We start from the raw sequence: 26105 nt of genomic DNA, 5'->3' as shown, positions 1-26105 counted from the left end.
ACAATTATTTTTTCGCAGATTTCTTCTTTTCAGGCGCTTTAACACCCAAATGTTTTTCCAACTCATCGACTTTTTTACGTGTTCGTTGCAGCACTGCTACCTGCGCATCAAATTCTTCACGAGTCACCAAATCCAGTTTGCCAAAAGCCGATTTCAAAATTGTGTGGAAATTTTTCTCAACATCCTGACAGGCCTCTTTAACTCCTTTAGGCAAAGCCTTCGCTAACTTCTTACTTAAGTCATCAAAAAAATGAGCATCAAACATAGCCTGCGCCTCCGTAATGGGTCATAAAATAAGAAGTTTAGATCAACTACAGAAAAAAGAATATCCGTAGTACGTAAATAACTCACAAAAAATCACAACACAATGTGGAAATCAATTTTATCAATACTAATTCTGATGTAACTTTTATAATCAAGCGTGGTATAGCGACGGCTAAATAAAACATTACCCCTAATCAAATTTTGATTAAGGGTAAGTTCTGATTTAAGACGATTATTATTTTACTGTTATAGCAGGAGCAGGTGAAATTCCTGAATCTTCCTTTGGATAATTTGAACCTAGATAGGCTTGCATTTGCTTGAAAATAGCTTTATCAAATTGACCAAGGTAATTAATAAAAACATTTAGACGTCTTGGATCGGCAGTAAAATCATAAGTATAACCCGCACCTTTCCATTTTAAGGTGTTTTGCATTGTTCCAGTCTTCTCCAACTCTTCGTTCGATGGAGGGTGTCGAAATACAACCGCTTTTATGCCGCCAAATTGTTTACCATCCCAACCCGTTTGACGAAGAACTTGAACAGAAGAGATTAAGCATGGCTCTTCAAGTTCTATCATTTTTAGGTCACCCTCATAATCTTCTGGCCCATCGAGACACATATCAGTAAATGATCGGAATTTCATTCATTTTCTCCCATTTTTTTCAAAGCATTAGACTACCATTAATAGTTTGAATATAGCAAGCTAGGCGGTGGGAGGCAGATCATTAAACAGCGTAATATTAGCACTTCGATAAAGATCAACCCAACAAGCACGACCTCCCCTATGAACCAAAGCATTAGGTTTCAATGCTGGATCGTTATCCAGCGATCCAGCGGGAATTTGCAATACTTTACCGCCCATAATTCGTGCAGGCAGAGAAGAGCCACACGTAGCACAAAATGTATGACTATGCCTGGTATTAGGAACTGAATATCTCCAATTCAAATGCAGATATTCAGGATTTACGGTGAAACAATCGGGCAGAAGAGGGGTAAGGGGTTAACTGAGGCTCTCGCTCAAAGCCTGGAAAGGCGAGACACTCGACTTACTCACACAATAACGTTAAGAGGTAATGTGGAATTGAGATTTGCCGTGTCGACCATACTTTTGAGCTGAAAATTGTAATTTTTGGGATTTACGGAGACGCTGCTGCTCTTCCTTAGGTAATTTCAAAAAGTCTGCACATTGCTGGGAGCAGCAGTGATTGTATTTTTCGGCGCAGGACTCACATTGAATAAAAAGAATATGGCAAAGTTCGTTAGCGCAATCAATATGATTATCCGATGTTGCGCCACACTGATGGCAGTGACTGATGACATCGTCAGTGATGCGCTCACCTAAGCGACTATCAAAAACGAAGTTTTTGCCAATAAATTTTGATGGCGTGCTTGTTGATTGCACTTCGTGCGCATACTGAATAATGCCACCATTAAGCTGATTGACGTCTTTGAACCCGTGATGTCTCAAATAGGAACTGGCCTTTTCGCAGCGAATACCGCCTGTGCAGTAGAGCAAGATTTTTTTATCTTCTTGGCCTTCAAGCAAACGCTTCGCTTCTGCGAGGAGCTCTTGCGAGCGTTCTACATCGGGAATTATAGCGTTTTTAAAATGTCCGACCTCAGTTTCATACTGATTGCGCATATCGACTACAATAGCGCCTTCATCAATAGCCTGGTTGAATTCTTGCGCACTTAAGTGCTTCCCAATATTAGACATATCATATTCAGAATCAGGAATGCGATAAGCAACTATTTCGTGTTTGATTTTGATAATCAACTTAAAAAAGGAGGCGCCTTCTTCAACGGCCAATTTAAAGGGGACGTCCTTGAATTGAGGACGTTGATTAAGCTTGGCGCGAAAGAGCTCAAGATTCTGTTCAGGCAGATTGATTTGAGCATTGATTCCTTCATGAGCAAGATAGACACGACCCAGTACGTTTAATTCACGCCACTCTAAAAACAGAGCATCGCGCAGAGCCTTTAAATCGTCTAATTTCACATAGCGGTAAAAAGACAATGTTTTACGCACAAAATTTTCTTGCGCTAACTCGCGCAATAACGTCGCCTTGTCTTTTTTGTTGTGTAATGTACTCATATATCAACCTCTCAGTGATAGCTGTTTCGCATTATCAGTAGTTTCGCAGTATAACATCTAAATCCACCACCTAACAATGCGGATAGCGTGAAGTTACCTTGTTGATTATGAAGGCTTCGCCTTCTAGTCAAAGTCAATTAATACCCATCAAGATGACTCATAGCATCAAATCGATATATTATTTACAATTGGTTGAGAACTCTTAAGTTTAGATTGGATATTGCAGATATCTCCAGCTATACAAAACACTTGACCCTCACGTTACGTCAAAGACAATAAGCAGATCTACTCACTATCACTAAACTTGCAGCGCCTCTTGAGCTGTGAGAGGTTTCATCAAATCAGTAAAAAAATTACACAAGAATTTTTAAAACATGATTTATAACAGCAAAAATTAATTCTTTGGAGTTTTTGTCCATCTATAAACTTAGTCATTTGTCATGACAATTTGAAAATATATATTTTTTTTGCTAAATAATATCATCAAAAATGCGAAACCTCTTACAACTCAAGACGCGACGCCTTTTCTATCCAGATTTTTGAGGGACAACCAAATCAGATACAGCCGCCTCTGTATTATTAATGATTTCGCCTGTTCGGGTTGTATTAAAAAAGAAAAAATTTCCACCTAACGCTTTTTTAAATGTACAAACTGGAAGATAAAAAACACCCAGGGTTAAAACAACCAATAATAAATTACCAAGCAATACTTTCCATAATTTTCGATGCTGCTCTAAAATTGGTTTCAAATTGAGGATATTCTGCTTACATTGTGCTTTGAATGCCTTCAGATTATTTTTTTCTGACATATCGCTATTACAAAAAACGGATATTGACCTGTTTAATGAGACTAGCAAATGTCTCGCAGTCTTAGCTTCCTCGAAATATCCTCGATTTTCTAATTCCGAAGCCTTGCGGGCAATTTGACATACCTGAGAAAGCACCTGATTCATATGCAATATTTTTGGATCGTTATTCTTGATCAATTCGAATAGATTGCTATACCTTCCAATCTCGTCATTAAATTCTTCAGCTTCACCTAAATGAGCCTGAAAATTATTATGACTATATCTCCCCAAACTAGTCCATAATTGATCTGTCAAAACGTCAAGATAATCGACATTTAAACTATAATCCCTGGCACTTCGTAATTCATTCGCTTTTGCGGTAACATCTGTAATTAACTTAAGAATGGTTCTATAGCTTTCACAAACAGCATTAAATTTCTCGAAATTCTCTTTTTGATAACCAACATCATTCTTGCTAAATTCGCTAACCATATTCTTAAATTTTCTTGTAACAAAAGGAACTATGGCAGCTCGTTCATCGCCACCGCGTTTTTTTAAAGCTGCAGTTTTATATCCAATACTATCTGCAATAGGGTTTGCCAAAGCGTTTATTTTCGCGATAAAATCATTTTTTAGAGAAATGGCACTTACTGCCTCAGAATGCACCGCGTTAAACTCTAATATTGTTAACTTTAATTCTTCTGATAAAAACAACTGTGGCAATAAGTATTGATACTTATCAAGTAATTTTTCTAACGCATTAAAATACCCGTTTTTAGCAGCATAAAATTTTGGAGCTTCTAATTTTAACTGTGGAGATTTCTTTTCAAAATCACTTTCAGACACTAAGGAATATTCTTGCCCCATCAAAGCCTCTACGTAAGACCCCTTGAGCATATTGGCCGATTCATCAAAACGGATTAGCCCTAAATCAACAAGTCCATTTGTAAAACTGGCAATTGCATCTTGATGAGCTGACTGACCCACCCACCTTTGGAACTCAGCCGGGTTCATTAATGGATACAAGAAGAATCCCAAGTTCGCTTTGATTAATTCTAATGCAGCCTTAACTTGCTCTTTGGCAATTCTCGCCTGTTCATGAGATCCAGGATTATCAAATCTTTCTAAGCCTCTCTTCATCTTATACCTCGATTTTATCAGTTTTAAACAGTCACTATATATTGGAATTAATACTATTATGATAACAAGACTATAACCCCCGAATCTTAACGAAATATTAATTAAACTGGCGGGCCCTAAATGAAAACGCCTAGCCTGAACTCATTTACCTACCGCAATATCCCAATTATCCCAAATTCGCCTTAAATCTGCTATAATTAGACTATTACAGGATTTGGGCTTAGCCAATCAAACCTGAACACACATCAAAAGGAGATAAACCATGAGCACAATGACCATCGTACTGATCGTATTAATCGGAGCTGTAGTCTACGGCATCATGACTTACAACACCCTTATTCGATTGATTGAGGCAGTTCGTAACAACCAAAAACAAATCGATATTCAACTGGATCGCCGGTATAAAGTTTTTGAATCGCTTATCAACGTGGTCAAAAAATATATGGATTACGAAAAATCAACTCTTAGTCAGGTAACAGAATTACGCACTAAAGCACAACAAGCTCATGAACAAGGCGATGAAAAATCTCGCATCGGCGCAGAAGATACAATATCGCGTATCGTTGGCGGAATTAGTTTTGTCTTTGAACAATATCCAGATTTAAAAGCAAATCAAAATGCCATACAACTCCAAGAAGAAATTGTTAACACTGAAAACAAATTAACTTTTGCAAAACAAGCGTGCAACGATAGCATCGAAACATATAACGCAACCAAAAAATCAGTCTTCCCATCAATGGTTGTTGCATTATTCCGAAGCAAATTGGATGTTCCATTTGAATACTGGCAATTAAGCCAACAGACTGTGGCTGAACAAGAAAAATACAAAGTGGAACTTTAATACTTCAGTAAATACTTTTGATTGCACTCTGAAAAATTTATTTTATAACTATAGCAGTATAGTTTTGGAGAGCGGAATGGCTGACGACATACATTCTTTTGAGCAGCATAGTACTAACTGGCGAGAATCCACACGCAAAAATTCTCGCAGAACATACATTACCATCGGTACTTTTTTTCTTATTTATGGCTGCATCGGATTATTAATCGATACCTATATGGTCAGTTCTCAGTATCCACTTGTCCCCCTCAAAATTATTGTGACGCACTTACTCACGTTGGATCCTTTTCCAATAGCAACCACTGCTCTGTTAATCATCGCCGCGATTGCACTCTGGGCAACCTTTGTTTTTCACGACAAATTAATGTTGCTGGGCACTGATTCTCGCGAAATTACTCATGAGACCGCACGAAGTCTCGAAGAACAACAATTGTACAACGTAATCGATGAGCTACGCATTGCAGGAGGTTTAAAATTTATGCCCAAAGTTTACGTCCTCGAGGCTAATTACATGAATGCTTTCGCCAGCGGTTACAGCGAAAAATCATCACTCGTTGCAATCACTTCCGCACTGCTCAACAAACTAGATCGCGCCGAATTACAAGCTGTGATGGCACATGAAATAAGCCATATTCGCAACATGGACATCAAATTAACACTGATGGCCTCTGTGTTAACAAATATTATGCTGATTGTAATCGATCTTCTTTTCTACTCGGTTGTCTTTGGTCGCCGCGATCGAGAAAGAAGCGATAGTCGATTATTTTTAATTATCATAATTTTGCGCTACACGCTTCCTTTAATCACAGTTTTACTTACATTCTATTTATCTCGAACTCGCGAATATATGGCTGATGCTGGCTGCGTTGAATTATTGCGCGATAATCAACCCCTAGCACGAGCACTATTAAAAATCCAGGGCGATACCGAAGCTAATGCTGATACACTCAACCAAGAATATGCTTCAACACCTCATGAAAATGTAAGACGCGCAGCGTACATTTTTGACCCAACAACTGCCGGAATTAGCGCACACACATTAAGCGGAATATTTTCTACACATCCTCCAATCGAAAAACGACTTGAAGCAATAGGATTTAGAAAAAGAAGCTCTAGAACTTAATATTTCAAATCAATTTCAAAATAATCGATAAACTTCATTAGATTTTGAAACAGCGGATTATCGCGATCATACTGAAAAACCTCAACATACACTTTTAGAATATAGAGATAATCAGGATGAGTGAGAATGGGCACCATTTTTTCTGCACGCTCACGATCAGCAGGATCTTCATAATTATAATCCTGAAAAAGTACCGCGGCCACAATCGCTGCTTTCGTTGCTTTACGCGCTGGATTCACTTGATAAAAACTCTGCATGCAAAATGTTAGCGCGCGATCTTTATCAAATACTAACCATTCTTCATAAAGCGATAAGGCTTCTTCTTGAGCCTTGCGCATATTAAATCCTTTGTCGCCATGCTGTGATTGTAATAGCAGCAAAAAAAGCAAAGTCGGCATTACTGCTTCAACATTGGCCCATGTACAATTACCTGAAATTTGTTCAGACAAAGGCATCGTCCCAACTACTCTCAACCCAAGCTGCTGAGGCAATCCTTCATCAATAGTGCGTTTATCTTGACGATTATAAATTAGACTTCGAATAAACTCTTTCGTGAGACGTTCTGGGTGCCCCATCTTAAAAATGATGACGGTTCCATGATCTCGCCCATATTCACCACGGTCACAACGAATCAAAAAATCACCGAAAGTAATAAAACAAATTGCGTGCCCAGAATAAATAACGGGTATCACCAGAGGAGTCCGATTAATTAATTTATCGATCTCTTCCTGATGCTCTTTCACATCGATCATGTAGTGCTGATATTTAATTAATCGTGAAGCCGCATACAGCGCATCAATAATAATATTAAAATGGTCAAAATAGAGTTTTAAATGCTTTGCCGCGAAATTATTTTTAAACTGCATCATTGACTCAACGACAAGCGCGAGCGTGAACTCTAAATAAAATCCTTCAAATTCAATTTCGACAAACGCACCTTCATAATCAATAACGTCTACACGTCCCTCTAGCTCAAATCGATGCCCCAATAATTTTCCATTAATAAAGTCTTGGGCAAAAGATAACATCGCTCCATATTGGTATAATAGTTTTTTTATTGGTTCATTATGACGAAGTAAGGGCATAACCAAAACTGACTGGCTCGCACGTGAGTATGCATTGGGGTTTGCACCTTTGCTCAAAAGCAATTTGCATAATTCTATGTTCCCATTGTCAGCAGCCCAGTGTAATGCGGTGCGCCCTGTAAGATCATCGAAATCAACTTTTGCCCCCGCATCAAGAAGAATTTTCGCTTTCTCGACACTATTAACAATTGCACATTGCACAATAGGGGTATAACCGTAATTATCGATTTCATCTAGCGTTGCGCCTGCACTTACAGCTTGAGCAACTAGATCGTCAGTTCCGTATATAATAGCGTCAGAAAGGGATTTCATGGTATTTACATCCCAACGTCAGGTTTAGGATTAAAACTAGGATTCAATTCTTTTTGCAACACTGGTTGCATTTTCAGTTCTGGAGAAGCTTCATTGACTCGCTCTTTAGCAGCGTCTTCACTGTACGCACTATTATTCGCAATGCTGGACAAATCTGAGCCCGCTCCGTCGGGTAAATTAGCAAACAATGGATGAGAATCTAAACGCAACCCCGTTGCAGCACCACCGCCTTCATCTTCATCACGATAGGGTTTTCGCAATTTAACTTTGCCAAATTTACTGTGCCCAATACCCAGCAACTCACTAAGTTTGCGTTTAAAATGGACTTTAATTTTACGTGCCATCGTTTTTCTGTCCCTACAATTTTGTAGCGTGTCGATCCATCAATGATGAAATAAACAATAATATAATTCCGAAACCGATGATCGACCATCCAGCAGCTGTTCGTAATTCTAATTGGCTATCAGCAAACCACAAACTAATTGTTGATGCCGCGATAAATGCCACTCCACTACCAAATAATAAACGTTTTAAAGGTGACTTGTGCAAAATTTTACTGGGAGGAACTGGTCTTGGTCCGACACGTAAAATATGCAAATGCTCTTGAATAGCACGATATACAAGATCCGGCATATCGGTTAATTTTTCTGCCCAACCTGGAGCTCGATCAATGACATTACGAGCCAATGCTTTGACTCCAATTCTTTTTTGCATCCAAGACTCAAGAAAAGGTAATGCTGTTGTCCACAGATCCAACTCTGGATATAATTGCCGACCTAATCCTTCAACGTTCAATAATGTTTTTTGTAAAAGCAACAATTGAGGTTGTATCGTCATATTAAAACGGCCTGCCGTCTGAAATAATCTCAATAATAATTTACCAAAAGAAATTTCTTTGAGAGGCCGCTCAAAAATGGGCTCACACACACAACGTATGGCCGCTTCAAAAGCATCAATACGCGTATCAGGCGGAACCCATCCCGATTCCACGTGCAAAATGGCAACTTGACGATAATCTCTTCTAAAAAATGCCAATAAATTCTCAGCAATATAGCGCTGATCTAATGGGCTGAGAGTACCCATAATACCGAAATCAACGGCTATATAATGAGGGCTTTCTGGATTATGACGAGAAACAAAAATATTACCAGGGTGCATATCAGCATGAAAAAAACTATCTCTAAAAACTTGCGTGAAAAAAATCTCAACGCCTGCTTCAGCTAATTTTTTAAGATCGAATTTTTGACTTCTTAACTGCTCAACATCCGAAACAGGAATACCATCAATTCGTTCTATCACCAGAATGTCACTACGACAATAATCCCAATATACTTTCGGAACGACTAATAATGAAGAGCCCGTAAAATTTCGTCGAAGCTGGGACGCGTTAGCTGCCTCACGCATCATATCTAATTCATCTGTTATTGTTTGTTCAAATTCAGCAACAACCTCTACAGGTCTTAACCTATAACCTTGAGACCAAAATCGGGTCGTCAATCGAGCCACAAAATACATCAGCGCAATATCATGTTTTATGAGCTTTAAAATATCAGGACGTAGCACCTTCACTACCACAGACTCTCCCGTTTTTAATTTGGCAGCATGAACTTGCGAAATAGACGCTGAAGCCAATGGGTTCAAATCAAATTCAGCAAAAACTTCGGAGGTCGGCAATCCATAGGATTTTTCAACAATTTTTTGCGCAAGCTCTCCTGAAAAAGGCGGCACTTGATCTTGGAGTTTAGAAAGTTCAGCAATAATATCGTCAGGGATAAGATCAGGTCGAGTCGATAAAAGTTGTCCAAATTTTACAAAAATGGGGCCTAGCGCTTCTAAAGCTAAGCGAATGGATTCTGCGTCACTTCGTGATCGATCCCTAAACCAATTCCAAGGATTAAAATAACTCAAAAATTGCCAGCGCTCTAAACCTGGCACTGTCAAAACCACACGATCAATACCATGTTTAACAAGAATGTATTGAATCGTCATTAATCGCCAAAATTGAATTATCCATTTCATCTCAAGATTCCTTCATAGTCGCTAATAATCGTTCCACTCGATCACGCAATTCATCGACATCAGACATAAAATCTTCTATTTCTTCACGAGGTGGTAATAGTCGCAACTCTTCTTGAATATAGTCTGCAGCATTTGATTGAAAACGTTGGGTGATATCTGAACCATAATCACTTATTTTTCGCACCGCGCTGCCCACGTGCTGGGCCACCTGATCTCCCATGGCCTGCGCAATTATTTCTTCCCAATCAATCCGAAACTTTTTCATCAACAATGTTAATCGATGAACCAAATCAGCATCACCTTGAATTTCGACACCTTGAGAATTATTTGACCATCCAAATTTCTGTTGCAGTCCTTGCATTGCTAAGGCGATAGGAGTTCCAATAATGACTGCATCCGGTTTTTTTTCTGAATTTAAATAACATTGCAATCCAGTGAATGTTGGCTGAAGATAAAAAGCAACATTCACTCCCTTCAATTCAACTTTAATTAATTTCCCTGCAAAAGAAGACAAATCTGATTTCACTTCAGGATCTAAACTCAAAATTTGACTGCTAGCCCAATCAAACAATGTATTTATCATGCTTTATGCCCTCTGTGCACTGCCACTACACCGCCAGAAAGATTGTGATAATCACAACGACTAAAATCAGCCTCTTTCATCATCGACAATAACGTTTCTTGATCAGGATGCATACGAATAGATTCAGCTAAATAACGATAGCTATCTGCATCGCGTGCAATTTTATCACCTAACCAAGGAAGCACAGTAAATGAGTACCAGTCATAAAATGAATTAAACCATCCTTCTGAAGGTTTAGAAAATTCGAGAATAATGCATTTTCCACCGGGTTTTATCACACGTAACATTTCGGACAGGGCTTGATCTTTATTGGTAACATTACGCAATCCAAATGCAATGGTAACACAATCGAAATGGTCATCATCAAATGGCAATGCTTCCGCATTCGCGATAACATAACGCACGTTATTTCCAACGCCAGCATTGATCAATCGATCCCTACCTTTTGCTAGCATCGAAGGATTGATATCTGTCATTAATACCGATCCCTTCTCGCCCACTTTTTTTGAGTGATCGATTGATAAATCACCTGTGCCTGCTGCCACATCTAATACAGCCTGACCAGGTCGAAGTGCACACAGATCTAAAGTGAAACGTTTCCAAAGACGATGAACACCAAATGACATGAGATCATTCATCACATCATAATGTTCGGCCACACTGTGAAAAACATCAGACACCCGATTTACCTTTTCGGAGACGGGCACTTCTTCAAATCCAAAGTGGGTAGTTTGTTGCTGGTCGTCGTGTTCTGTCATGACTCAATCCTACCACAAAAAGAGATTAAATTGACAAATACTAAAATGTGCTATAATTACAGACAAGGATATGAACAAACTTCATATTTCAGCTCTGGATGAGCGATGTGGCGCAGTAAGCGGTGTGATCCTGCAATGGGAGATTCATCATGAACAAGTTTCGACTATCCTCGATTTTGGCTATCATAGCGGTCTCTACCTTCGGTTATTATCATTGGCAGTCAGGCTCTAGCCAATCTAACGGCAGCCTTAATCCTGTCGTAGCACAGAATCAAGCTCCCCCTTCCAGTAATTTAACGGGGACGATTTCCTCAAATACTTCACCCACGATTGCAAAACGCGATGCGTTGCAAGTCAGCGAAAATCGCGCCACCAACAGCCCGAGCTTTGTGACTGCGCCCGAGGGTGAAATACTCTACAAAAGCGACCCCAAGGTCTCTCTTGCGGATAATGCTATGCAATTCTTTAAAGATAGGGGTGATATATTCGGCATGCAGAGCCCAAATGCCGAGCTAAAACCACTCAAAGTGGAAAAAGATGATCTGGGTATGCAGCACATTACCTACCAACAAGTTTACCAAGGTCTGGACGTTTTTGGCGCCAATCTGAAAGCGCATTTTAATCAAGAAGGCAATCTTACTGCAGTTAATGGTACCTTTGTGCCTAATATCAATCTGAACACCTTGCCAAATGTCTCAGAAGCAAATGCTATGGAGCGCGCGCTGAAATCCGTCGATAGAACTAGCGGTGCTACACCGGTTAGCAGCCAATTGCTCGTCTTTCGCGAAAATTTGGTCAAAGGCACGCCTGGATCAGACCGTCTCGCCTGGCAAGTTCTAGTGAGCAATGGCAGTAATGTAAAGCAAATGGTCTTTGTGGATGCGCACGCTGGTAAAGTGATCGATTCCATTTCAGCTGTTAATGATTCACTCAGCCGACGTGTCTATGACGGGGAATTTGCTGTACCCCCAGCTAACTATCCGCTTAATCCATTCTGGGTTGAAGGCAATGCATTTCCATCTCAAGGAACCTGCGTGGAGATGCCTGGATTTCCACCGTGTCATAATGAAGCGAATAGCGTGATTCAAACCACGAAAGAAACCTATAATTTCTTTTCCAAGACTTTTGGTCGTGATTCCATCGATGGTCATGGCTTAAAAATGGACGGAGTATTCGATATTTACGATCCTGATGTGTGCCCTAACGCTTACTGGGACCAAGAAAAGACAAATTTTTGCCCTGGCATTTCCAGTGATGATATCGTCGCCCATGAGTTTGGCCATGCGTATACGCAGTATACTGCTGGGTTACTCTATCAATGGCAATCGGGTGCGTTGAATGAAGCCTATTCTGACATCTGGGGTGAAACCGTTGATCAGCTGAATGGCAGAGGAACTGATTCACCTGACCGTCAACGTACCGATGGCAGCTGTAGCAAGCTGGCGGACGATGTTAACGTAGCCGGAAATAAAATTGGTGAGCTGAATATCGCTAAACCATTGAGTATCGCCGGCCCAGTGCACTCTGTGGCGGCAAGGTTCGGGCCAGTCATTAATAAAACTTTCAAAGGTGATATAAAAACCCTAGCTTCACCCAATGCGAATGGCTGTGCAGCAATTTCGGAGAATCTAATCGGGAAGATCGCTATGATCGACGATGACGATACTTGTGATAATATTGTGAAAGTCAAAAATGCGCAAAATCGCGGGGCGATTGGTGTGGTTATCGCCGAGGTGATTCCGGACAGTCTTCGTAATCTATCCGGTGTCGATGCAACGATCACAATCCCTGCGGTGCGAATCCCTCTCATTGAAAGTGCTGCGATCAAAGCAGCATTAGTGAGTGGACCTGTAAAGGGCAGTATTCAACCGGGTGGCAAAATCGTTGATAAATCTTATCGTTGGCTAAATGGGGAAGATTCTGCGTTCGGGGTGATTCGTGACGAGTGGAATCCAAACTGTAAAAACCATCCTGGCAAGGTCTCTGATCATGCCTACTGGTGCTTTAGTGGAGATAGTGGTGGTGTCCACCGTAACAGCGGCATTCCAAATCGTCTATATGCCCTTTTAACCGATGGCAGTAATCCGGGAGACGATCATGACAACGATTATCATTATTACAAGAATAAGCATAACAACGTCAAGGCAATTGGTTTGCTGAAAGCTGCGCATATTCACTTCAGGGCACTTAGCACCTACCTTGTTTCAACCAGCGGTTTCCCTGAGTTCGCTGATGCTTTGACACGCTCTTGCCAGGATTTACAAGGCGTTAAGTTGAAGGGTTTCGATGGCAAGCGTTCCAACGAATCCATCTCTAAAAACGATTGCAAACAAGTCGCAGCAGCAATCGCAGAAGTGGAGCTTCGCAAGTCACCACTGCAATGTAACTTCCAGCCGATATTGGCCAAAAATCCGCCAGCGCTATGCGGACCTGGATTGACCCAAACCAACGTGTTTACCGATGGCTTTGAAGGCCCTATAGCTTGGACAGTCAGCCACGAAGGTCAAACCCCCAGTGACTTCACTGAACGCGATTGGAACGTGGTGGCTACACTTCCTAATGCACGTACCGGTAAAGCTTTCTTCGGTCCTGACCCCAATATTGGTACCTGCGTTGCAGGTGGTTTAGAGCAGGTCGTGATGCATCTAGATAGTCCGCTAATTACGATCCCTGCAGGAGCGACTAACCTCAATCTAAGCTTTGATCATTACGTCGCCACAGAATTCAGATGGGATGGTGGTAACGTCAAAATTAGCGTCAATGGCGGGCCATTCCAAATCATCCAAGCAGCCGATTTTATTTACAATCCGTATAATGTGGTGCTATACGATCTGGCAAATGACACCAGCGATGACCCCATCGCAGGGCAACCTGCTTTCAGTGGCACAGATGGTGGCACTTCAGTAGGTTCATGGGGTCGTTCCATCATCAATCTTGCCCCCTATGGCGCAACACCGGGCAGCACTGTCCGTTTACGCTTTGACATGGGCAATGATTGTTTAGGCGGGGTCGATGGCTGGTACGTTGACGATGTGAACGTCTATCAATGTAAGCCATAATTAAATCGGTGTTAAATCACCACCAAAAGGCATCGATGCAATATCGATGCCTTTTGTTTTAAGTCTTTTGAATAAACAACTAACAATTTAAAATATGACGACATTCCCCTTCGAAAAGAAACCGATCCCTCTTTAATTACCTAGAAAATTCCGTTATCATCGACCGATCTTTATTCAACTACACTGACAAGGATGCATCATGGTAGCAAGGATTTGCAAATATTGCCTCTCAGCCACATTGCTGGCTACTGCAACAATGACCACAACCGCAATGGCTGATTATACAGGCACTGGCTGCACAATAGGCAAAGTGGCCGATTTTATTTACCCACCCAGCAACTGCGCCTATGATCGCGCAGCTCCGGCAATGCACGGGCCATTTCAGCTAACAATCGATTATGCCGATAGAAGTGGCTGGACCATCGACCCTAAATACATCAATGAACTGGGTCCTAGAGATGCGCTTTCACTAGAATTTGCTTTCGGAACTAAAGTATTTAGAGCCGCATCCACATACGGACGGGCGCTAACCAATGATGTGTTTTTCAAATTATCGGCCGAATATTTTGCTCAACAACCCACCTTTAACTTTATCTCTGGCGATATCGATCAATGGATGGGGCAATGGGACTTTGGCGGTGATTTACAATATCGAATTCATGGCCAACTCGGAATCGATAGTTTTCATCTAGGATTACAATACATAAAAGCGCAAAACAAAGGCCTCCCCAATCTGCCTTTCGTTGGCGGAACTGATGTTCGCAATCTCGTCGGGGGCACTGAAGTCGGAGCAGCTTTAGGTGTGCGAATTCAGCCGTGGGCTTCAGGTTATTTTGATCTCGATCTCTACTATGATGAAAATAATTATAAGCGAACGTTCCAAAAGGACGATGACGCTATAGGTTTTGGTGCTGGCGCTGCCTACCACCAAAATATCGGTGAAAAATTCCAATTTGTTATTTCCGGGATGGATCGTCGACCTTACTACGAATACGAAGTAGGCGTTAAATGGATCGCTCGACATTCTATTGGTTCATTATTAGAACTGGGCACCTTTTTCTCAACAAACGGCGGTGATACATCATTTGGCAAGGAAAATCGCCTAGGTTTAGGACTGTTCTATAGTTGGGGCGGTGATATGTATAGCGCACCAGTTGTTTATAATGATCCGTTAAACCGTGGATTACGACAAGAAATTGTGGACTACACTAACATCCCAGCCGTAAGACCTCCGCAAATCCTGGTAACCAGTGATGAAGGTACTTTCCCTTAAGATTGATTGTAATGTTTTCAAAGTAAGGGGGAATTTAATTCCCCCTTTTTATATTTTCAGCTTGATTCAAAATCAACAATAAATAGAAAAATAACGGCTAATCTAATCGAATTTCAATACGTCGATTATCACCACTACCAAACACTGTATGATCTGTGGCGACTTGTTGACGGTTAGACTCACCCGTAACAGTCATGAGCTCTTGCGGAATTCCATAAGCCCACAATTCAGTAGCAACGGCCCGAGCTTGTTGTAGCGATAGATCCTCACGACGTTTATCTTTAAATACATTATCGACATGACCTGAAATTGTTATTCGTTGACATCGGCAGTGCTCAAGTAATCTTACAACCCAAGACAGTGTCGCATACGCCCCCGGTTCAAATTCCACACTATTTACTTTGAAAAAATTATCCGTTGAAAGAATCATGCGCGTTTTATCACCCACACGCACAACTTGCACGCCACGCTGTCGTAGGTTGTAGACCATGTAGTCAAAATCGTGGCGTTGCCACATATTTAAGCGAAAAGGCGTGCCTACACCCACTGTCTCGTGAGCCGGATAGCATCCTGATATCCCACCAGCAACCAACAGGCTACACGCAAGAGCCACTAATCGTCTTCCTTGAGTCATAAAGATTCCTTCCCTCAAATAGTAAAATAAGTAGGCAAATAATATCATACTCTCCAAATTGGCGAAATGGGGTCAGATCTCTTATACTGCTCTTCAATCTAAACCTGCTATTCGGAGATATCGTATGGAAAGCAAAGAAGCTCTTTCGAGCACTGCAACTTGGCAAGATGTGCTAGCAGGTGAAAAAGAAAAGCCCTATTTCACTGAGATGATGACGTTTTTGAATCAAGAAAAAGCAAAGGGAAAAATAATTTACCCACCGACTCAAGATATTTTTAACGCAATCAAAACAACTCCTTTTGATAATGTAAAAGTGGTCATTATTGGACAAGATCCGTACCACGGTCAGAATCAAGCACACGGATTATGCTTTTCTGTGCGAAAAGGTGTTCCACCACCTCCTTCATTAGTTAATATTTTTCAAGAATTACACTCTGATCTTGGCACACCTTTTCCCTCTCATGGAAATTTACAAAAATGGGCAGAACAAGGCGTTTTATTACTCAATACTGTGCTCACTGTTGAAGCGGGGAATGCACATTCTCACGCAAAAATTGGCTGGGAAACTTTTACCGATCGCATCATTAAAGAACTCAATGATAGACATCAAGGATTAGTTTTTTTACTTTGGGGTTCACATGCTCAAAAAAAATGCGAATTCATTAACCCCACTCGACACTTTCTTCTCAAAGCAGTACACCCTTCACCACTTTCCGCACACCGCGGTTTTTTAGGCTGTAAACATTTTTCAAAATGTAACGCCATTTTAGAACGACAAGGAAAGCAGCCTATTGATTGGCAGCTCGATTAATGATTTGCAAAAAGAGCATGCACCTCGGCTTCTGAGAAAGCATATTCGTTATTGCAATACTCGCATGTTACCGTGAGTTTTTTGTATTGATTTAAGAGTTTATCGGCTTCTTGTTGTCCCATCACTAAAATGGCCCCCTCCATTTTCGTCATATTACAACTGCAACGAAATTCCACAGGCTTTGGCTCAAACATCCGCAAATCATAATCGTGATATAAACGACGTAAGAATGTTTGATCATCTAAATTAAGTAGCTCATCTTCAGTGATGGTATTAGTGAGAATTACAATATCGTCCCACAGTAAATTTATACGCTCTTTATCATCTTGATCTTGCCCCACTTGCTGAATTAAAAGCCCAACTGCATATTGAGAATTGACAGCCAACCATAAACGCGTTTCTAACTGCTCAGATTGTGAAAAATAATGCTCCATTACTTGCGCAACAGGTTGATGACTAATTTTGACAACACTTTGATAAACTTCCACTTGATTATCGGGCTGTACTATAATAACTAATTGACCATTGCTTAGGGTTTCTTTTAAATCTTCAAAACTAGAATTTTCTTCCCATTTCGCTAAACCACGAATATGCAAATGATTATTACATTTAGCAACCAGCATCTGCAATGGACCATCTTGACGCATTTGCATCGTCGTCTGACCTTCGTATTTTAATGTCGTCGACAGCATGACACTTGAGACTAATGTTTCACCCAGAAATTTTAACACGAAAGAGGGGTAGTCTCTTTGTTGACTAATAGTATTAAAACTTTTTTCCAATCGGACAATTTCACCGCGAATAGGGCTACCCTCAAATATAAAACGCTGTACATAATCTTTTTGCATATCGATTCCACTTCTCTGTTAATCTGAAACAAACTCGGTGTTTCTCACAGTAAATTTAAGATCTCTAATAATCAGACAAATCAAGGCAAAGAATGCCCACAGTGCCAAATAAGATATCAATACCATTTTTGGCGCATGCGTTTTCTGAATGAGAAACGTTACAATAATGGGGCCTACCCCACCAATAGCTGCACCACCTATATTATATCCAAAAGCTGTCGCTGAATAGCGTATAGATGTAGGCACTAGTTTCGGCAAATACGACGTGAGCGGACCATCAAAAGCCCCTAAAAATACCGTAAGAAAAACGACACTTAACAAAAAGAAAGTAAATGACCCTGAAATAAATAACATCATTAAAGAAATAAAAAGCGTACTAAAACAGGCAAGCATCATGGTTTTCCATTGTTCAAATCGATCAGATAACCAACCAAATATCAAACAAGCTGATGCCTCCAAGCACGTCAATATTATTGTAAATTGAAGACTATGATTTGCAGCCATTGCAAATTCTTTTTGAAGATAGCTGGGCATATACACCAATAACAAATAAGAGGCAGTGCCCATATACGCTGAGCATATAATATTTACAAAAACCGAAAACTTATGATCTTGAAGAATAGTGCGCATTGGGAATCGTTGAATAGTTTCTTCTGTGAGTAAATTTTCGAATTCTAGGGTTTCAGGCAAATTACGACGCATGATCCAACCTACAATACCCACCACTGTCCCTGCAATGACAAATGGAATCCGCCAATTCTGACTGCAACACAATGCCAGCAAAGAGGCTGCTAACATACCTAAACCGCAAGAAAAAGGCGTCAAAGATGCCAACAATCCCGAATTAGCCCAACGATTTTCTACACAATAAATACTACAACCATTGTATTCTGCACTTATCGATAAACCTTGAATTATTCTACACAATAACAACATCGCGGGGGCCATCCATCCCCAAGCATCATATCCAGGCAATAATCCAATCCCAACGGTAGGCAATGCCATCAAGAGAATGGTGTAAGGCAATATTTTTTTACGGCCAATCCGATCAGCAAAATGACCAAACACCAGAGCACCCAAAGGCCGGACCAAGCAGCCTATTGCAAATACACTCCATGTCGCCAACCATTGAATCTGTGAAGAATAAAGAGGAAAGAATTCATGACTGATAATCACTGCAAAATAACCGTAAAGTGTATAATCGAAAAACTCCAAAAATGTCCCTAACGTGCAGGATATAATTAGTGACCAAGAAGGTTTATTTGCCGTATGCATTATTCATCTCGATTCTATACGAAAGGCCATACTATGCCATATTAGGGGCAATCTTGCCAATTTGAATTTTTATCCAAAATCCACCATCAAATATCTTAGGGAAAAGGCTTAATGTGTTGAGCATAATAGATTTTGGTTATGAGCAGCCCTTGATTTTCAAATCATTTTTGGTTAAAAATATTCGCTTTTTAATTATCACACAAGGAGATATTATGAAAAAATTCGCTGCTATCGCCACGCTCACTCTCAGCTTACACAGCCCTTACATTTTTGCTCAAACCGTTGAGAATCTCCTCCCTGAAGAACGCAATTCCATTCAGCTTTTTGAAAAAGTTTCTCCGCTTGTTGTCAACGTACATCGCTTACAAACAGTGATGACACAATCATTTGAGACAATGGATATCCAATCAGGAATGGCTTCGGGATTTATTTGGAATAAAGATGGCTATATTGTGACGAATTTTCATGTTGTACAACAAGGCAATAAATTTGCAGTGACCTTACAAAAAGGACGCACAGTTACAGCAAAAATTGTAGGCGCGTTCCCTCGAAAGGACATTGCAGTATTAAAAATTGAGGACGCTCAAACACTTAAGGATTTAAATACAAATGGTTTTGAACATTTCGGTATTGCAGATTCTTCCAAGTTAAAAGTAGGTCAAAAAACATTTGCGATTGGCAATCCCTTCGGCCTTGATCGCACACTCACATCAGGAATCGTTTCTGCAGTGGGGCGAGAAATTCCCGGAATAGCAGGAAAAATTCACAACATGATTCAAACAGATGCCTCGGTAAATCCTGGAAACTCTGGGGGCCCTTTGCTTGATAGCAACGGTCAATTAATTGGTATGAATACTATGATTTTCTCAACAACCGGAAATTCAGCAGGAATTGGTTTTGCCGTGCCCTCAAACGATATTTCTCGTATCGTCGAGGCATTAATTAAAGAGGGCAAAATCAAACAAGCAGGAATCGGCGTTCAGGTCTTCAGTGATATGATTGCAGAATCCCTCAACATTAAAGGTGTAATTGTTAGCACTGTAATGCCCGGATCTGCAGCAAAAACGGCAGGCCTAAAAGGCACCTATCGTGATGACGAAGGAAATATTCATCTTGGCGATATTATTACCGAAATCAACAGCCAGCCCGTAAAAAGTTATGATGACCTCAATAATGTTATGGAGAAAGTTAAAATAGGTGAGACAGTTACGATAAAATATGTTCGCGACAAAAAAGAAAATAAATTAAATTTAAAAACGCAAGAACTGAACTAACTTGCCAAGAACAAGGTGTCAGCTCTAAGATTAATACCTAATCAAATATATTGTTTAGGTATTAATCTTAGAGCTGACACCTTACCTTATATATCCAGCCAAAGTTGAGTCCCCACAGTTCCGCCACGACTGCGTCGACGCATCAATCTTTTACGTGAAGTTTTTTCGAGCTCATTGAGAGGAATTTTATTAAACATAATAGATAAAATAGACGCAACAGCATCACAACCTGCAGCATCCAAATCAATTCGAACCACACGACAATAGGCACTTAAACTCCGAAAAATGTCAGAGGCTTTTTGAGGTGCCGTTTTAATCCGATAATCTTCGTATGAAAAAAATTCTGAAATCATTAATTGTTCAGCGTGTTCAGCCTCTAATTCTTCGAGCAGTATCGCTTGTCTCACCGTTTTAGTCCAAGAGATTGAATCAACATAAGGCTTTAATCGATCACGCAAACGACGCAATGGCATCACTACGCGTTCATGCCAGGGCCTGATGCGTAACAATAATTCGCGCACTGTTGTTTGATTAAATGCGCCTTGGCCATTAAAAGCATACCAACAAAAATACAAAATCACATTGGCGTTTAATCCAAAATGATATTGCAACAACATTAGCGCCTGCTCAACTTCCTTCTTCTTGTAAAGTTGTTGTGAGAAGGTCCAAAAAGGATGATTAGGGAGCGTGTCACTCACCCTCAAGTTCATTTGAATTTCCATTTATTTATTGACTACCTTTTGTTGGTGTTGTTGGTAGAAAGCCACCAAACCTTTTGTTGAAGCATCAATTTCTTGATCCTCACCCAAAATCGCCTGGAGGATATTATGAGTTAAAGATTTACCTAACTCAACTCCCCATTGATCAAATGAATTAATTCCCCAAACAATGCCCTGCACAAATATTTTATGCTCATAAAGCGCCAGTAAAGCACCCAGTCTCTGAGGTGACAATTGATCAAAGGTAATAGTATTACTGGGTCGATTCCCAGGAATCGCCTGATGTTTTGAGAGTAAATTTGCAGTTTCTGGTTCCACGCCTTTATCAGATAATTGCTTTAAAATATCCGCTTCATTATGACCGTACATTAACGCTTGGCTCTGACTCAAACAATTAGCCACAAGATGTCTATGGTGATCACCCAACTGATCATGCGATACCATTGGCACAATAAAATCAACTGGAATTAACTGTGTACCTTGATGTAATAATTGATGAACTGCATGCTGACCATTACTGCCTGTTGTCCCCCAAATTACTGTCCCAGTTTGATAGTCAACAGCTTCACCATTTTGACGGCGATACTTTCCATTACTTTCCATTTCAGCCTGCTGCAAATAAGCAGGCAATCCTGACAGTAATTGCTGATAAGGCAAAACGGCATAACTGCGTGTGCCAAAAAAATTAATATACCAAATACTGAGCAACGCCAAAATCACAGGTAAATTTTGATGTAATGGCGCTGCCGCAAAATGCTCATCCATATCTTGAGCGCCCTGCAAAAATTCTCGAAAATGAGCCGGGCCTATTGCAATCATTGCAGGTAATCCGATCGCCGACCAAATTGAAAAACGACCACCCACCCAATCCCACAAAGGCAAAATGTGGTCGGGTTCAATACCGAAATCCATGGCTCGTTCTAGATGGCTTGTAATCGCTATCATATGTCGCGACAACGCATTTTTGCCCAGTGTTTTTTGCAACCAAGCTTTAGCTGTAGTGGCATTAAGCATGGTTTCTTGGGTCGTAAAAGATTTTGACGCTATGATAAATAAAGTGCGCGCGGGGTGAAGTTTAGACAAGACCGATTCAATATGCACACCATCAATATTAGAAACAAAATGACAGTGAATCCCCGCATCATGATAAGGTTTTAACGCTTCTGTCACGAGAGCCGGCCCTAAATCAGACCCACCTATACCTATATTAACAACATCAGTAATGTAATATCCCGTCGCACCTAACCAATCCTTTAAACGTATTTGATCTGCGATTGTGCTCATTTGATTGAAGACATCTCGCACATCCGGCATCACATCTCTTCCAGCCACTTTAAAAGACGAATCTTGTGAACAACGTAACGCGACATGTGCAACAGAGCGATCTTCGGTGACATTCTTAAAATTACCCACAAATAATTCTTTGATCATTTTGGGAACATCACATGCCAAAGCGAGGTCACATAACAGATTGATAGTTTCCTTGGTGATCCTATTTTTTGAGTAATCCAGCAACAGACCCGCAGCATGTACTGAGAAATGCTCAAAACGTTGCTGATCACTTTCAAATAATTTGCGCATGTGAACATCAGCAATGGCATGATAATGCGCTTCCAATGCCTGATATTCAGGTAATCGATCAAAAACCATTGTTGTTCCTTGAGATCTAAGTCAAGTGCTTGTAGTGGGCCCGATCCTACTGGATAATGACCTTATTGACAACCTCATCGGCCAACCCTTTTGAGGTCATTAGCTCGTTCTAGACTGCACAAGAGGACCACTATGTTAACGTATGAAGATCGTATCTCACACTGCACAAACCCTGTCGCCAAAACACTTTTAGCATTAATGACAGAAAAAAAATCCAATTTGTGCGTAAACCCCGATCTAACAACCTGCGATGAAGTACTTTCAATCGCTGACACAGTGGGTCCTTCAATCTGTGTACTTAAAACACACGTGGATATCATTAATGATTTTACTCCCGCATTTATTACAGAACTTCAGCGCATCGCAACTAAACACAACTTTCTTATTTTTGAAGATCGCAAATTTGCTGACATCGGAAATACGGTGAAATTACAATATGAGCATGGAATCTACCATATCGCTGACTGGGCGCGCATTACCAACGCTCACACCTTACCCGGTCCAGGCATAATCGACGGATTAAAAAAAGTAGGTCTTTCAAAAGGAAATGCGCTACTCCTACTCGCTCAAATGAGCTCAAAAGACAATTTATTCACTCCGGACTATATTCGTCAAACAATGACAATGGCTGAGCAAAACAAAGATTTCGTGATCGGATTTATTGCCCAACAACGACTATCAGACGCACCTTATTTTATATATTTTACACCCGGCATTAAATTAGAAGCTGGCAATGACGCTCTCGGTCAACAATACAACACTCCCGAACATGCTATTTTAAAAAATGGCGTTGATATCATCATTGTGGGCCGCGGAATATTTGAAGCAGAAAATCCTGCAAAAGAAGCTGAAATTTATCGGGAAGCCGGCTGGAATGCTTATCAGGAAAAACTAAAACTGTTGTAACTCTTTTTTTGGAGGCAAGGATGCACGATAAAGTTTTTGACACATCAACTAACAAGACGTTTTTAGGACACCCTAAAGGCCTGTACGTTTTATTTTTTACAGAGATGTGGGAGCGATTTTCCTATTATGGCATGCGCTCTTTACTCGTGTACTACATGATCAAACATCTACAATTCACTCAAGAATATTCTTCAAACATTTACGGACTCTATACTGGATTTGTTTATTTTACGCCATTATTTGGCGGCATACTCGCAGACCGTTGGCTAGGGCAACGTCGCACCGTCATAATAGGTGCAGTGTTCATGGCTATGGGACATTTTTTTATGGCCTTCGAATCGCTGTTTTATCTTGGCCTGTTATTTTTAATTTTAGGAAATGGCGCATTTAAACCTAATACAACAACGCAAGTGGGCGCACTTTATTCTGCAGATGATCCTCGACGCGATCGAGCTTATAGTATTTTTTATATGGGCGTGAATCTAGGTGCTTTTTTTTCACCTCTAGTCTGTGGAACATTAGGTCAAAAAATTGGATATCACTATGGATTCGCAGCAGCTGGCTTTGGAATGGTGATCGCACTGATTGTTTATCTTTCTGGGCAAAAACATCTCGCACCTGATCTTATTATGCAAAAAAAATACGCCACCACCCCGCAAAAAAACGAACCATTATCACATTCAGATTGGTTAAAATTAGGCGCCATTTTTTGTGTGATGACTTTAAACATCGTTTTTTGGAGTGTTTACGAACAGCAAGGCAACACATTAGCGCTTTGGGCAGACGCTCAAACAGACAGAATTTTCTTCGGTTGGGAAATGCCTTCGTCTTGGTTTCAATCTTTCAATCCCTTGATGATTTTTATACTCATTCCATTATTGAACATGATTTGGAGCTGGCAGTCCAAACATAAAAAAGAACCTCACTCTGTTGCTAAAATGGGCATAGGCTGTATTTTATTATCCAGCGCATTTTTGATCTTACTCATCCCTGCGCATGAACTTTCGATTTATCCAAAAGCTAGTTTAGGCTGGTTAGCCGCTTGTATTTTTGTTCTCACAATCGGCGAAATTTATATCTCACCCATTGGACTTTCACTCGTTTCAAAATTAGCCCCTGCAAAAATTGTTTCTATGATGATGGGCGTTTGGTTTCTCTCCAGCTTTTTCGGAAATTATTTATCCGGCTATCTAGGCACCTTCTGGGAAAAAATGCCCAAGGAACAATTTTTCTTACTCATGTCTGGATTAGCGCTTTCAGCCGGCCTCGCATTTTTTGTATTATTAAAGCCATTAAGAAAAGCGATGGGTGATAGTAGATAGAAAAATTTCGATGGATCCAAATTAAAACAAATCGCAAATCATTGGCAAATAGAATTTTCACATTAGCTATGCCCGTCTTGAGCATACACTGATTATTTGATTGTCATCTTAAACTCTCAGTTGACAATACAGGATATCATTTCGTCAATCGATATCATCGGCCTCATACTACATACCATTAGTTTTTGATAGTTCAACTTGTCGTATTTCATCTATCAATAAACCAACATTCTCACTAGTGATACCTTCGATTTCAAACTGCTTGAATATAGCAAATTCAACATCCATTATGGCTTTACTCTCCTCATCAACACCTAACGGCGTGTTTGGAAACTCTGGCATTATGTAAAAAAAAGAAGGCTGGATAGCATCGCGCGACGGAAATAAGATTTTTAACGAACTAACATGCCCTGCTCCTATGAAGATAATCAAATTTTTTTCATGTTTTTCTGAAGCAGTAATTATATTATCTACAATTTTATTATTACGTGTACGCTCAAGCTCTTCTGATCTTCTCTCAAGATCAGCTTTCTTAGTTTTATCCATTTCGATTCGAATTTCATCACGTAACATCCCATCTTGATTCATTAGTTCACTAGAATCAATACCTACGGCTATACATTTTGATTCTTTTATTAAATCAGACATTTCAAGATGTCTACGTCTACTTTTACAAAGCGTTAAACTCATTAAAACTTTCTTTTTAATTTGTGCTTCAATAGGAGTGTTGATTTTGTCAAAGAACGCTCGATCTCTTTGCCGAAGTTGTTCTTCTGTCATATTCATAAAATCAATCAAAGTAACTTTAGACGTTTTATTCAAGAACTTCGATAAGTTATCTTCATATTTTAGTAGATCAGCTTTGGCGGAAGCCACATCTTGATCCAAAGTATATTGAGAGTCGTATTCACAACCTACCATCCACTTTTCTGCATCTAAAAATGGTAAGAGTTGTCTTAAGATTTTCGTTTGATTTTGATCTCTATGCCATGTACCAATCAAAATAACTTTTTTCATGATTGCTCCTTCATTAAGTTAAAATACTGAGTATTATTTATCATAATCAATTACGGTTGTAAATGATCTACTTTAGATAGTAAATTTCAATACTTTTCATTTACTCTTGAACGCACTCAACTTTTAATCAGAATACTGAAAGTAGTTTTCTCATTATTATCAATGACATTATTATAGTTTTCATAATGACTCCATATTTCTTCAAAGATGGGTTTAAAAACCTCATATGAAATATTCGGGCAAGTCGTTTACATCTGTACACAAGTATGCCGCCTGTTTGTTTCAGAGGTATAGTCCAGAACTTGATTT

24 protein-coding genes are annotated in these 26105 nt (G+C 40.1%); 8 read left to right on the top strand and 16 right to left on the bottom strand.

Annotated features, from left to right (window positions below; translation table 11 throughout):
* Positions 1–4: 4 nt before the first annotated feature.
* The 5 genes from K2X50_08985 to K2X50_08965 all read right to left on the bottom strand — a co-directional run bounded on the left by K2X50_08985 (position 5) and on the right by K2X50_08965 (position 4287).
* A complete protein-coding gene (locus tag K2X50_08985; GenBank protein ID MBX9587379.1) occupies positions 5–265 on the bottom strand; it encodes an accessory factor UbiK family protein in 261 nt (86 codons plus the stop codon).
* 234 nt (positions 266–499) lie between these two features.
* Entirely contained in the window at positions 500–907 is a 408-nt protein-coding gene (locus K2X50_08980; GenBank protein ID MBX9587378.1) for a hypothetical protein, read from the bottom strand.
* Between the two features lie 60 nt (positions 908–967).
* Positions 968–1210 (bottom strand): GFA family protein, encoded by a 243-nt coding sequence (locus K2X50_08975; GenBank protein ID MBX9587377.1) that lies wholly within the window; start codon positions 1208–1210, stop codon positions 968–970.
* A gap of 117 nt (positions 1211–1327) precedes the next feature.
* The gene (locus K2X50_08970) at positions 1328–2359 is read right to left on the bottom strand and encodes a rhodanese-related sulfurtransferase (protein MBX9587376.1); all 1032 of its coding nucleotides are present in this window, start codon (positions 2357–2359) and stop codon (positions 1328–1330) included.
* 527 nt (positions 2360–2886) lie between these two features.
* A complete protein-coding gene (locus K2X50_08965; GenBank protein ID MBX9587375.1) occupies positions 2887–4287 on the bottom strand; it encodes a hypothetical protein in 1401 nt (466 codons plus the stop codon).
* Positions 4288–4549: 262 nt separating this feature from the next.
* Between K2X50_08965 and K2X50_08960 the strand changes: the two genes are divergently transcribed.
* Together K2X50_08960 and htpX are read left to right on the top strand one after the other, a co-directional pair.
* On the top strand, positions 4550–5128 hold the full coding sequence (locus K2X50_08960) for a LemA family protein (GenBank protein MBX9587374.1): 579 nt from the start codon (positions 4550–4552) through the stop codon (positions 5126–5128).
* Positions 5129–5204: 76 nt separating this feature from the next.
* Positions 5205–6251 (top strand): zinc metalloprotease HtpX, encoded by a 1047-nt coding sequence (gene htpX, locus K2X50_08955; protein ID MBX9587373.1) that lies wholly within the window; start codon positions 5205–5207, stop codon positions 6249–6251.
* Here the strand turns inward: htpX and K2X50_08950 are convergent.
* Genes K2X50_08950 through ubiE form a run of 5 tightly spaced genes read right to left on the bottom strand, consistent with a single transcriptional unit; the run spans position 6248 to position 11008 of the window.
* A complete protein-coding gene (locus tag K2X50_08950; GenBank protein ID MBX9587372.1) occupies positions 6248–7648 on the bottom strand; it encodes an ankyrin repeat domain-containing protein in 1401 nt (466 codons plus the stop codon). The genes htpX and K2X50_08950 overlap by 4 nt on opposite strands.
* Positions 7649–7653: 5 nt before the next feature.
* Positions 7654–7992 (bottom strand): hypothetical protein, encoded by a 339-nt coding sequence (locus K2X50_08945; GenBank protein ID MBX9587371.1) that lies wholly within the window; start codon positions 7990–7992, stop codon positions 7654–7656.
* A gap of 13 nt (positions 7993–8005) precedes the next feature.
* Entirely contained in the window at positions 8006–9667 is a 1662-nt protein-coding gene (gene ubiB, locus K2X50_08940) for a ubiquinone biosynthesis regulatory protein kinase UbiB (protein MBX9587370.1), read from the bottom strand.
* Position 9668: 1 nt separating this feature from the next.
* Positions 9669–10250 (bottom strand): SCP2 sterol-binding domain-containing protein, encoded by a 582-nt coding sequence (locus K2X50_08935; protein ID MBX9587369.1) that lies wholly within the window; start codon positions 10248–10250, stop codon positions 9669–9671.
* Positions 10247–11008, bottom strand: coding sequence for a bifunctional demethylmenaquinone methyltransferase/2-methoxy-6-polyprenyl-1,4-benzoquinol methylase UbiE (gene ubiE / locus K2X50_08930; GenBank protein ID MBX9587368.1), 762 nt, complete (start codon positions 11006–11008; stop codon positions 10247–10249). The genes K2X50_08935 and ubiE overlap by 4 nt, the downstream gene beginning before the upstream one ends.
* 149 nt (positions 11009–11157) lie before the next feature.
* Here ubiE and K2X50_08925 point away from each other — a divergent pair, with 149 nt between their 5' ends.
* Positions 11158–14067, top strand: a complete 2910-nt coding sequence (locus K2X50_08925; GenBank protein MBX9587367.1) for a M4 family metallopeptidase — start codon at positions 11158–11160, stop codon at positions 14065–14067.
* 199 nt (positions 14068–14266) lie between these two features.
* Positions 14267–15340: a hypothetical protein gene (locus K2X50_08920; protein MBX9587366.1), complete on the top strand. Its 1074-nt coding sequence runs from the start codon at positions 14267–14269 to the stop codon at positions 15338–15340.
* A 97-nt stretch (positions 15341–15437) separates the two neighbouring features.
* Here K2X50_08920 and K2X50_08915 read toward each other — a convergent pair whose 3' ends face one another.
* Complete coding sequence (locus tag K2X50_08915; protein MBX9587365.1) at positions 15438–15974, bottom strand: OmpA family protein; 537 nt, start codon at positions 15972–15974, stop codon at positions 15438–15440.
* 124 nt (positions 15975–16098) lie between these two features.
* Here K2X50_08915 and ung point away from each other — a divergent pair, with 124 nt between their 5' ends.
* Positions 16099–16785 carry a uracil-DNA glycosylase gene (ung, locus tag K2X50_08910; GenBank protein ID MBX9587364.1) on the top strand — a complete coding sequence of 229 codons (687 nt, stop codon included), beginning with the start codon at positions 16099–16101 and terminating at the stop codon, positions 16783–16785.
* Here the strand turns inward: ung and K2X50_08905 are convergent.
* Positions 16782–17633: an Hsp33 family molecular chaperone HslO gene (locus K2X50_08905; protein ID MBX9587363.1), complete on the bottom strand. Its 852-nt coding sequence runs from the start codon at positions 17631–17633 to the stop codon at positions 16782–16784. The two genes, ung and K2X50_08905, sit on opposite strands and share 4 nt — an antisense overlap.
* An 18-nt stretch (positions 17634–17651) precedes the next feature.
* Complete coding sequence (locus K2X50_08900) at positions 17652–18908, bottom strand: MFS transporter (GenBank protein MBX9587362.1); 1257 nt, start codon at positions 18906–18908, stop codon at positions 17652–17654.
* A 212-nt stretch (positions 18909–19120) separates the two neighbouring features.
* On the opposite strand from K2X50_08900, the gene K2X50_08895 reads away from it, so the two are divergent.
* On the top strand, positions 19121–20182 hold the full coding sequence (locus K2X50_08895; GenBank protein ID MBX9587361.1) for a trypsin-like peptidase domain-containing protein: 1062 nt from the start codon (positions 19121–19123) through the stop codon (positions 20180–20182).
* Positions 20183–20268: 86 nt separating this feature from the next.
* Here the strand turns inward: K2X50_08895 and K2X50_08890 are convergent, their stop codons facing one another.
* Positions 20269–20880, bottom strand: coding sequence for a TIGR02444 family protein (locus tag K2X50_08890; GenBank protein MBX9587360.1), 612 nt, complete (start codon positions 20878–20880; stop codon positions 20269–20271).
* 24 nt (positions 20881–20904) lie between these two features.
* Positions 20905–22551 carry a glucose-6-phosphate isomerase gene (gene pgi / locus K2X50_08885; GenBank protein ID MBX9587359.1) on the bottom strand — a complete coding sequence of 549 codons (1647 nt, stop codon included), beginning with the start codon at positions 22549–22551 and terminating at the stop codon, positions 20905–20907.
* Positions 22552–22683: 132 nt separating this feature from the next.
* On the opposite strand from pgi, the gene pyrF reads away from it, so the two are divergent.
* Together pyrF and K2X50_08875 are read left to right on the top strand one after the other, a co-directional pair.
* On the top strand, positions 22684–23457 hold the full coding sequence (pyrF, locus tag K2X50_08880; GenBank protein ID MBX9587358.1) for an orotidine-5'-phosphate decarboxylase: 774 nt from the start codon (positions 22684–22686) through the stop codon (positions 23455–23457).
* 20 nt (positions 23458–23477) lie between these two features.
* Positions 23478–24779 (top strand): peptide MFS transporter, encoded by a 1302-nt coding sequence (locus K2X50_08875; protein MBX9587357.1) that lies wholly within the window; start codon positions 23478–23480, stop codon positions 24777–24779.
* A gap of 168 nt (positions 24780–24947) precedes the next feature.
* Here K2X50_08875 and K2X50_08870 read toward each other — a convergent pair whose 3' ends face one another.
* Positions 24948–25796, bottom strand: coding sequence for a hypothetical protein (locus tag K2X50_08870; protein MBX9587356.1), 849 nt, complete (start codon positions 25794–25796; stop codon positions 24948–24950).
* Positions 25797–26105 lie beyond the last annotated feature (309 nt).

It is taken from the genome of Gammaproteobacteria bacterium (assembly GCA_019748175.1).
Taxonomy (GTDB): Bacteria; Pseudomonadota; Gammaproteobacteria; order JAIEPX01; family JAIEPX01; genus JAIEPX01.
This window is presented reverse-complemented; position numbering and strand designations above follow the sequence as displayed.

Coding starts and splice junctions, on each gene's coding strand:
- K2X50_08985 (MBX9587379.1), bottom strand. CDS start 265: ATGTTTGATGCTCATTTTTTTGATGACTTAAGTAAGAAGTTAGCGAAG.
- K2X50_08980 (MBX9587378.1), bottom strand. CDS start 907: ATGAAATTCCGATCATTTACTGATATGTGTCTCGATGGGCCAGAAGAT.
- K2X50_08970 (MBX9587376.1), bottom strand. CDS start 2,359: ATGAGTACATTACACAACAAAAAAGACAAGGCGACGTTATTGCGCGAG.
- K2X50_08965 (MBX9587375.1), bottom strand. CDS start 4,287: ATGAAGAGAGGCTTAGAAAGATTTGATAATCCTGGATCTCATGAACAG.
- K2X50_08960 (MBX9587374.1), top strand. CDS start 4,550: ATGAGCACAATGACCATCGTACTGATCGTATTAATCGGAGCTGTAGTC.
- htpX (MBX9587373.1), top strand. CDS start 5,205: ATGGCTGACGACATACATTCTTTTGAGCAGCATAGTACTAACTGGCGA.
- K2X50_08950 (MBX9587372.1), bottom strand. CDS start 7,648: ATGAAATCCCTTTCTGACGCTATTATATACGGAACTGACGATCTAGTT.
- K2X50_08945 (MBX9587371.1), bottom strand. CDS start 7,992: ATGGCACGTAAAATTAAAGTCCATTTTAAACGCAAACTTAGTGAGTTG.
- ubiB (MBX9587370.1), bottom strand. CDS start 9,667: ATGAAATGGATAATTCAATTTTGGCGATTAATGACGATTCAATACATT.
- K2X50_08935 (MBX9587369.1), bottom strand. CDS start 10,250: ATGATAAATACATTGTTTGATTGGGCTAGCAGTCAAATTTTGAGTTTA.
- ubiE (MBX9587368.1), bottom strand. CDS start 11,008: ATGACAGAACACGACGACCAGCAACAAACTACCCACTTTGGATTTGAA.
- K2X50_08925 (MBX9587367.1), top strand. CDS start 11,158: ATGAACAAGTTTCGACTATCCTCGATTTTGGCTATCATAGCGGTCTCT.
- K2X50_08920 (MBX9587366.1), top strand. CDS start 14,267: ATGGTAGCAAGGATTTGCAAATATTGCCTCTCAGCCACATTGCTGGCT.
- K2X50_08915 (MBX9587365.1), bottom strand. CDS start 15,974: ATGACTCAAGGAAGACGATTAGTGGCTCTTGCGTGTAGCCTGTTGGTT.
- ung (MBX9587364.1), top strand. CDS start 16,099: ATGGAAAGCAAAGAAGCTCTTTCGAGCACTGCAACTTGGCAAGATGTG.
- K2X50_08905 (MBX9587363.1), bottom strand. CDS start 17,633: ATGCAAAAAGATTATGTACAGCGTTTTATATTTGAGGGTAGCCCTATT.
- K2X50_08900 (MBX9587362.1), bottom strand. CDS start 18,908: ATGCATACGGCAAATAAACCTTCTTGGTCACTAATTATATCCTGCACG.
- K2X50_08895 (MBX9587361.1), top strand. CDS start 19,121: ATGAAAAAATTCGCTGCTATCGCCACGCTCACTCTCAGCTTACACAGC.
- pgi (MBX9587359.1), bottom strand. CDS start 22,551: ATGGTTTTTGATCGATTACCTGAATATCAGGCATTGGAAGCGCATTAT.
- pyrF (MBX9587358.1), top strand. CDS start 22,684: ATGTTAACGTATGAAGATCGTATCTCACACTGCACAAACCCTGTCGCC.
- K2X50_08875 (MBX9587357.1), top strand. CDS start 23,478: ATGCACGATAAAGTTTTTGACACATCAACTAACAAGACGTTTTTAGGA.
- K2X50_08870 (MBX9587356.1), bottom strand. CDS start 25,796: ATGAAAAAAGTTATTTTGATTGGTACATGGCATAGAGATCAAAATCAA.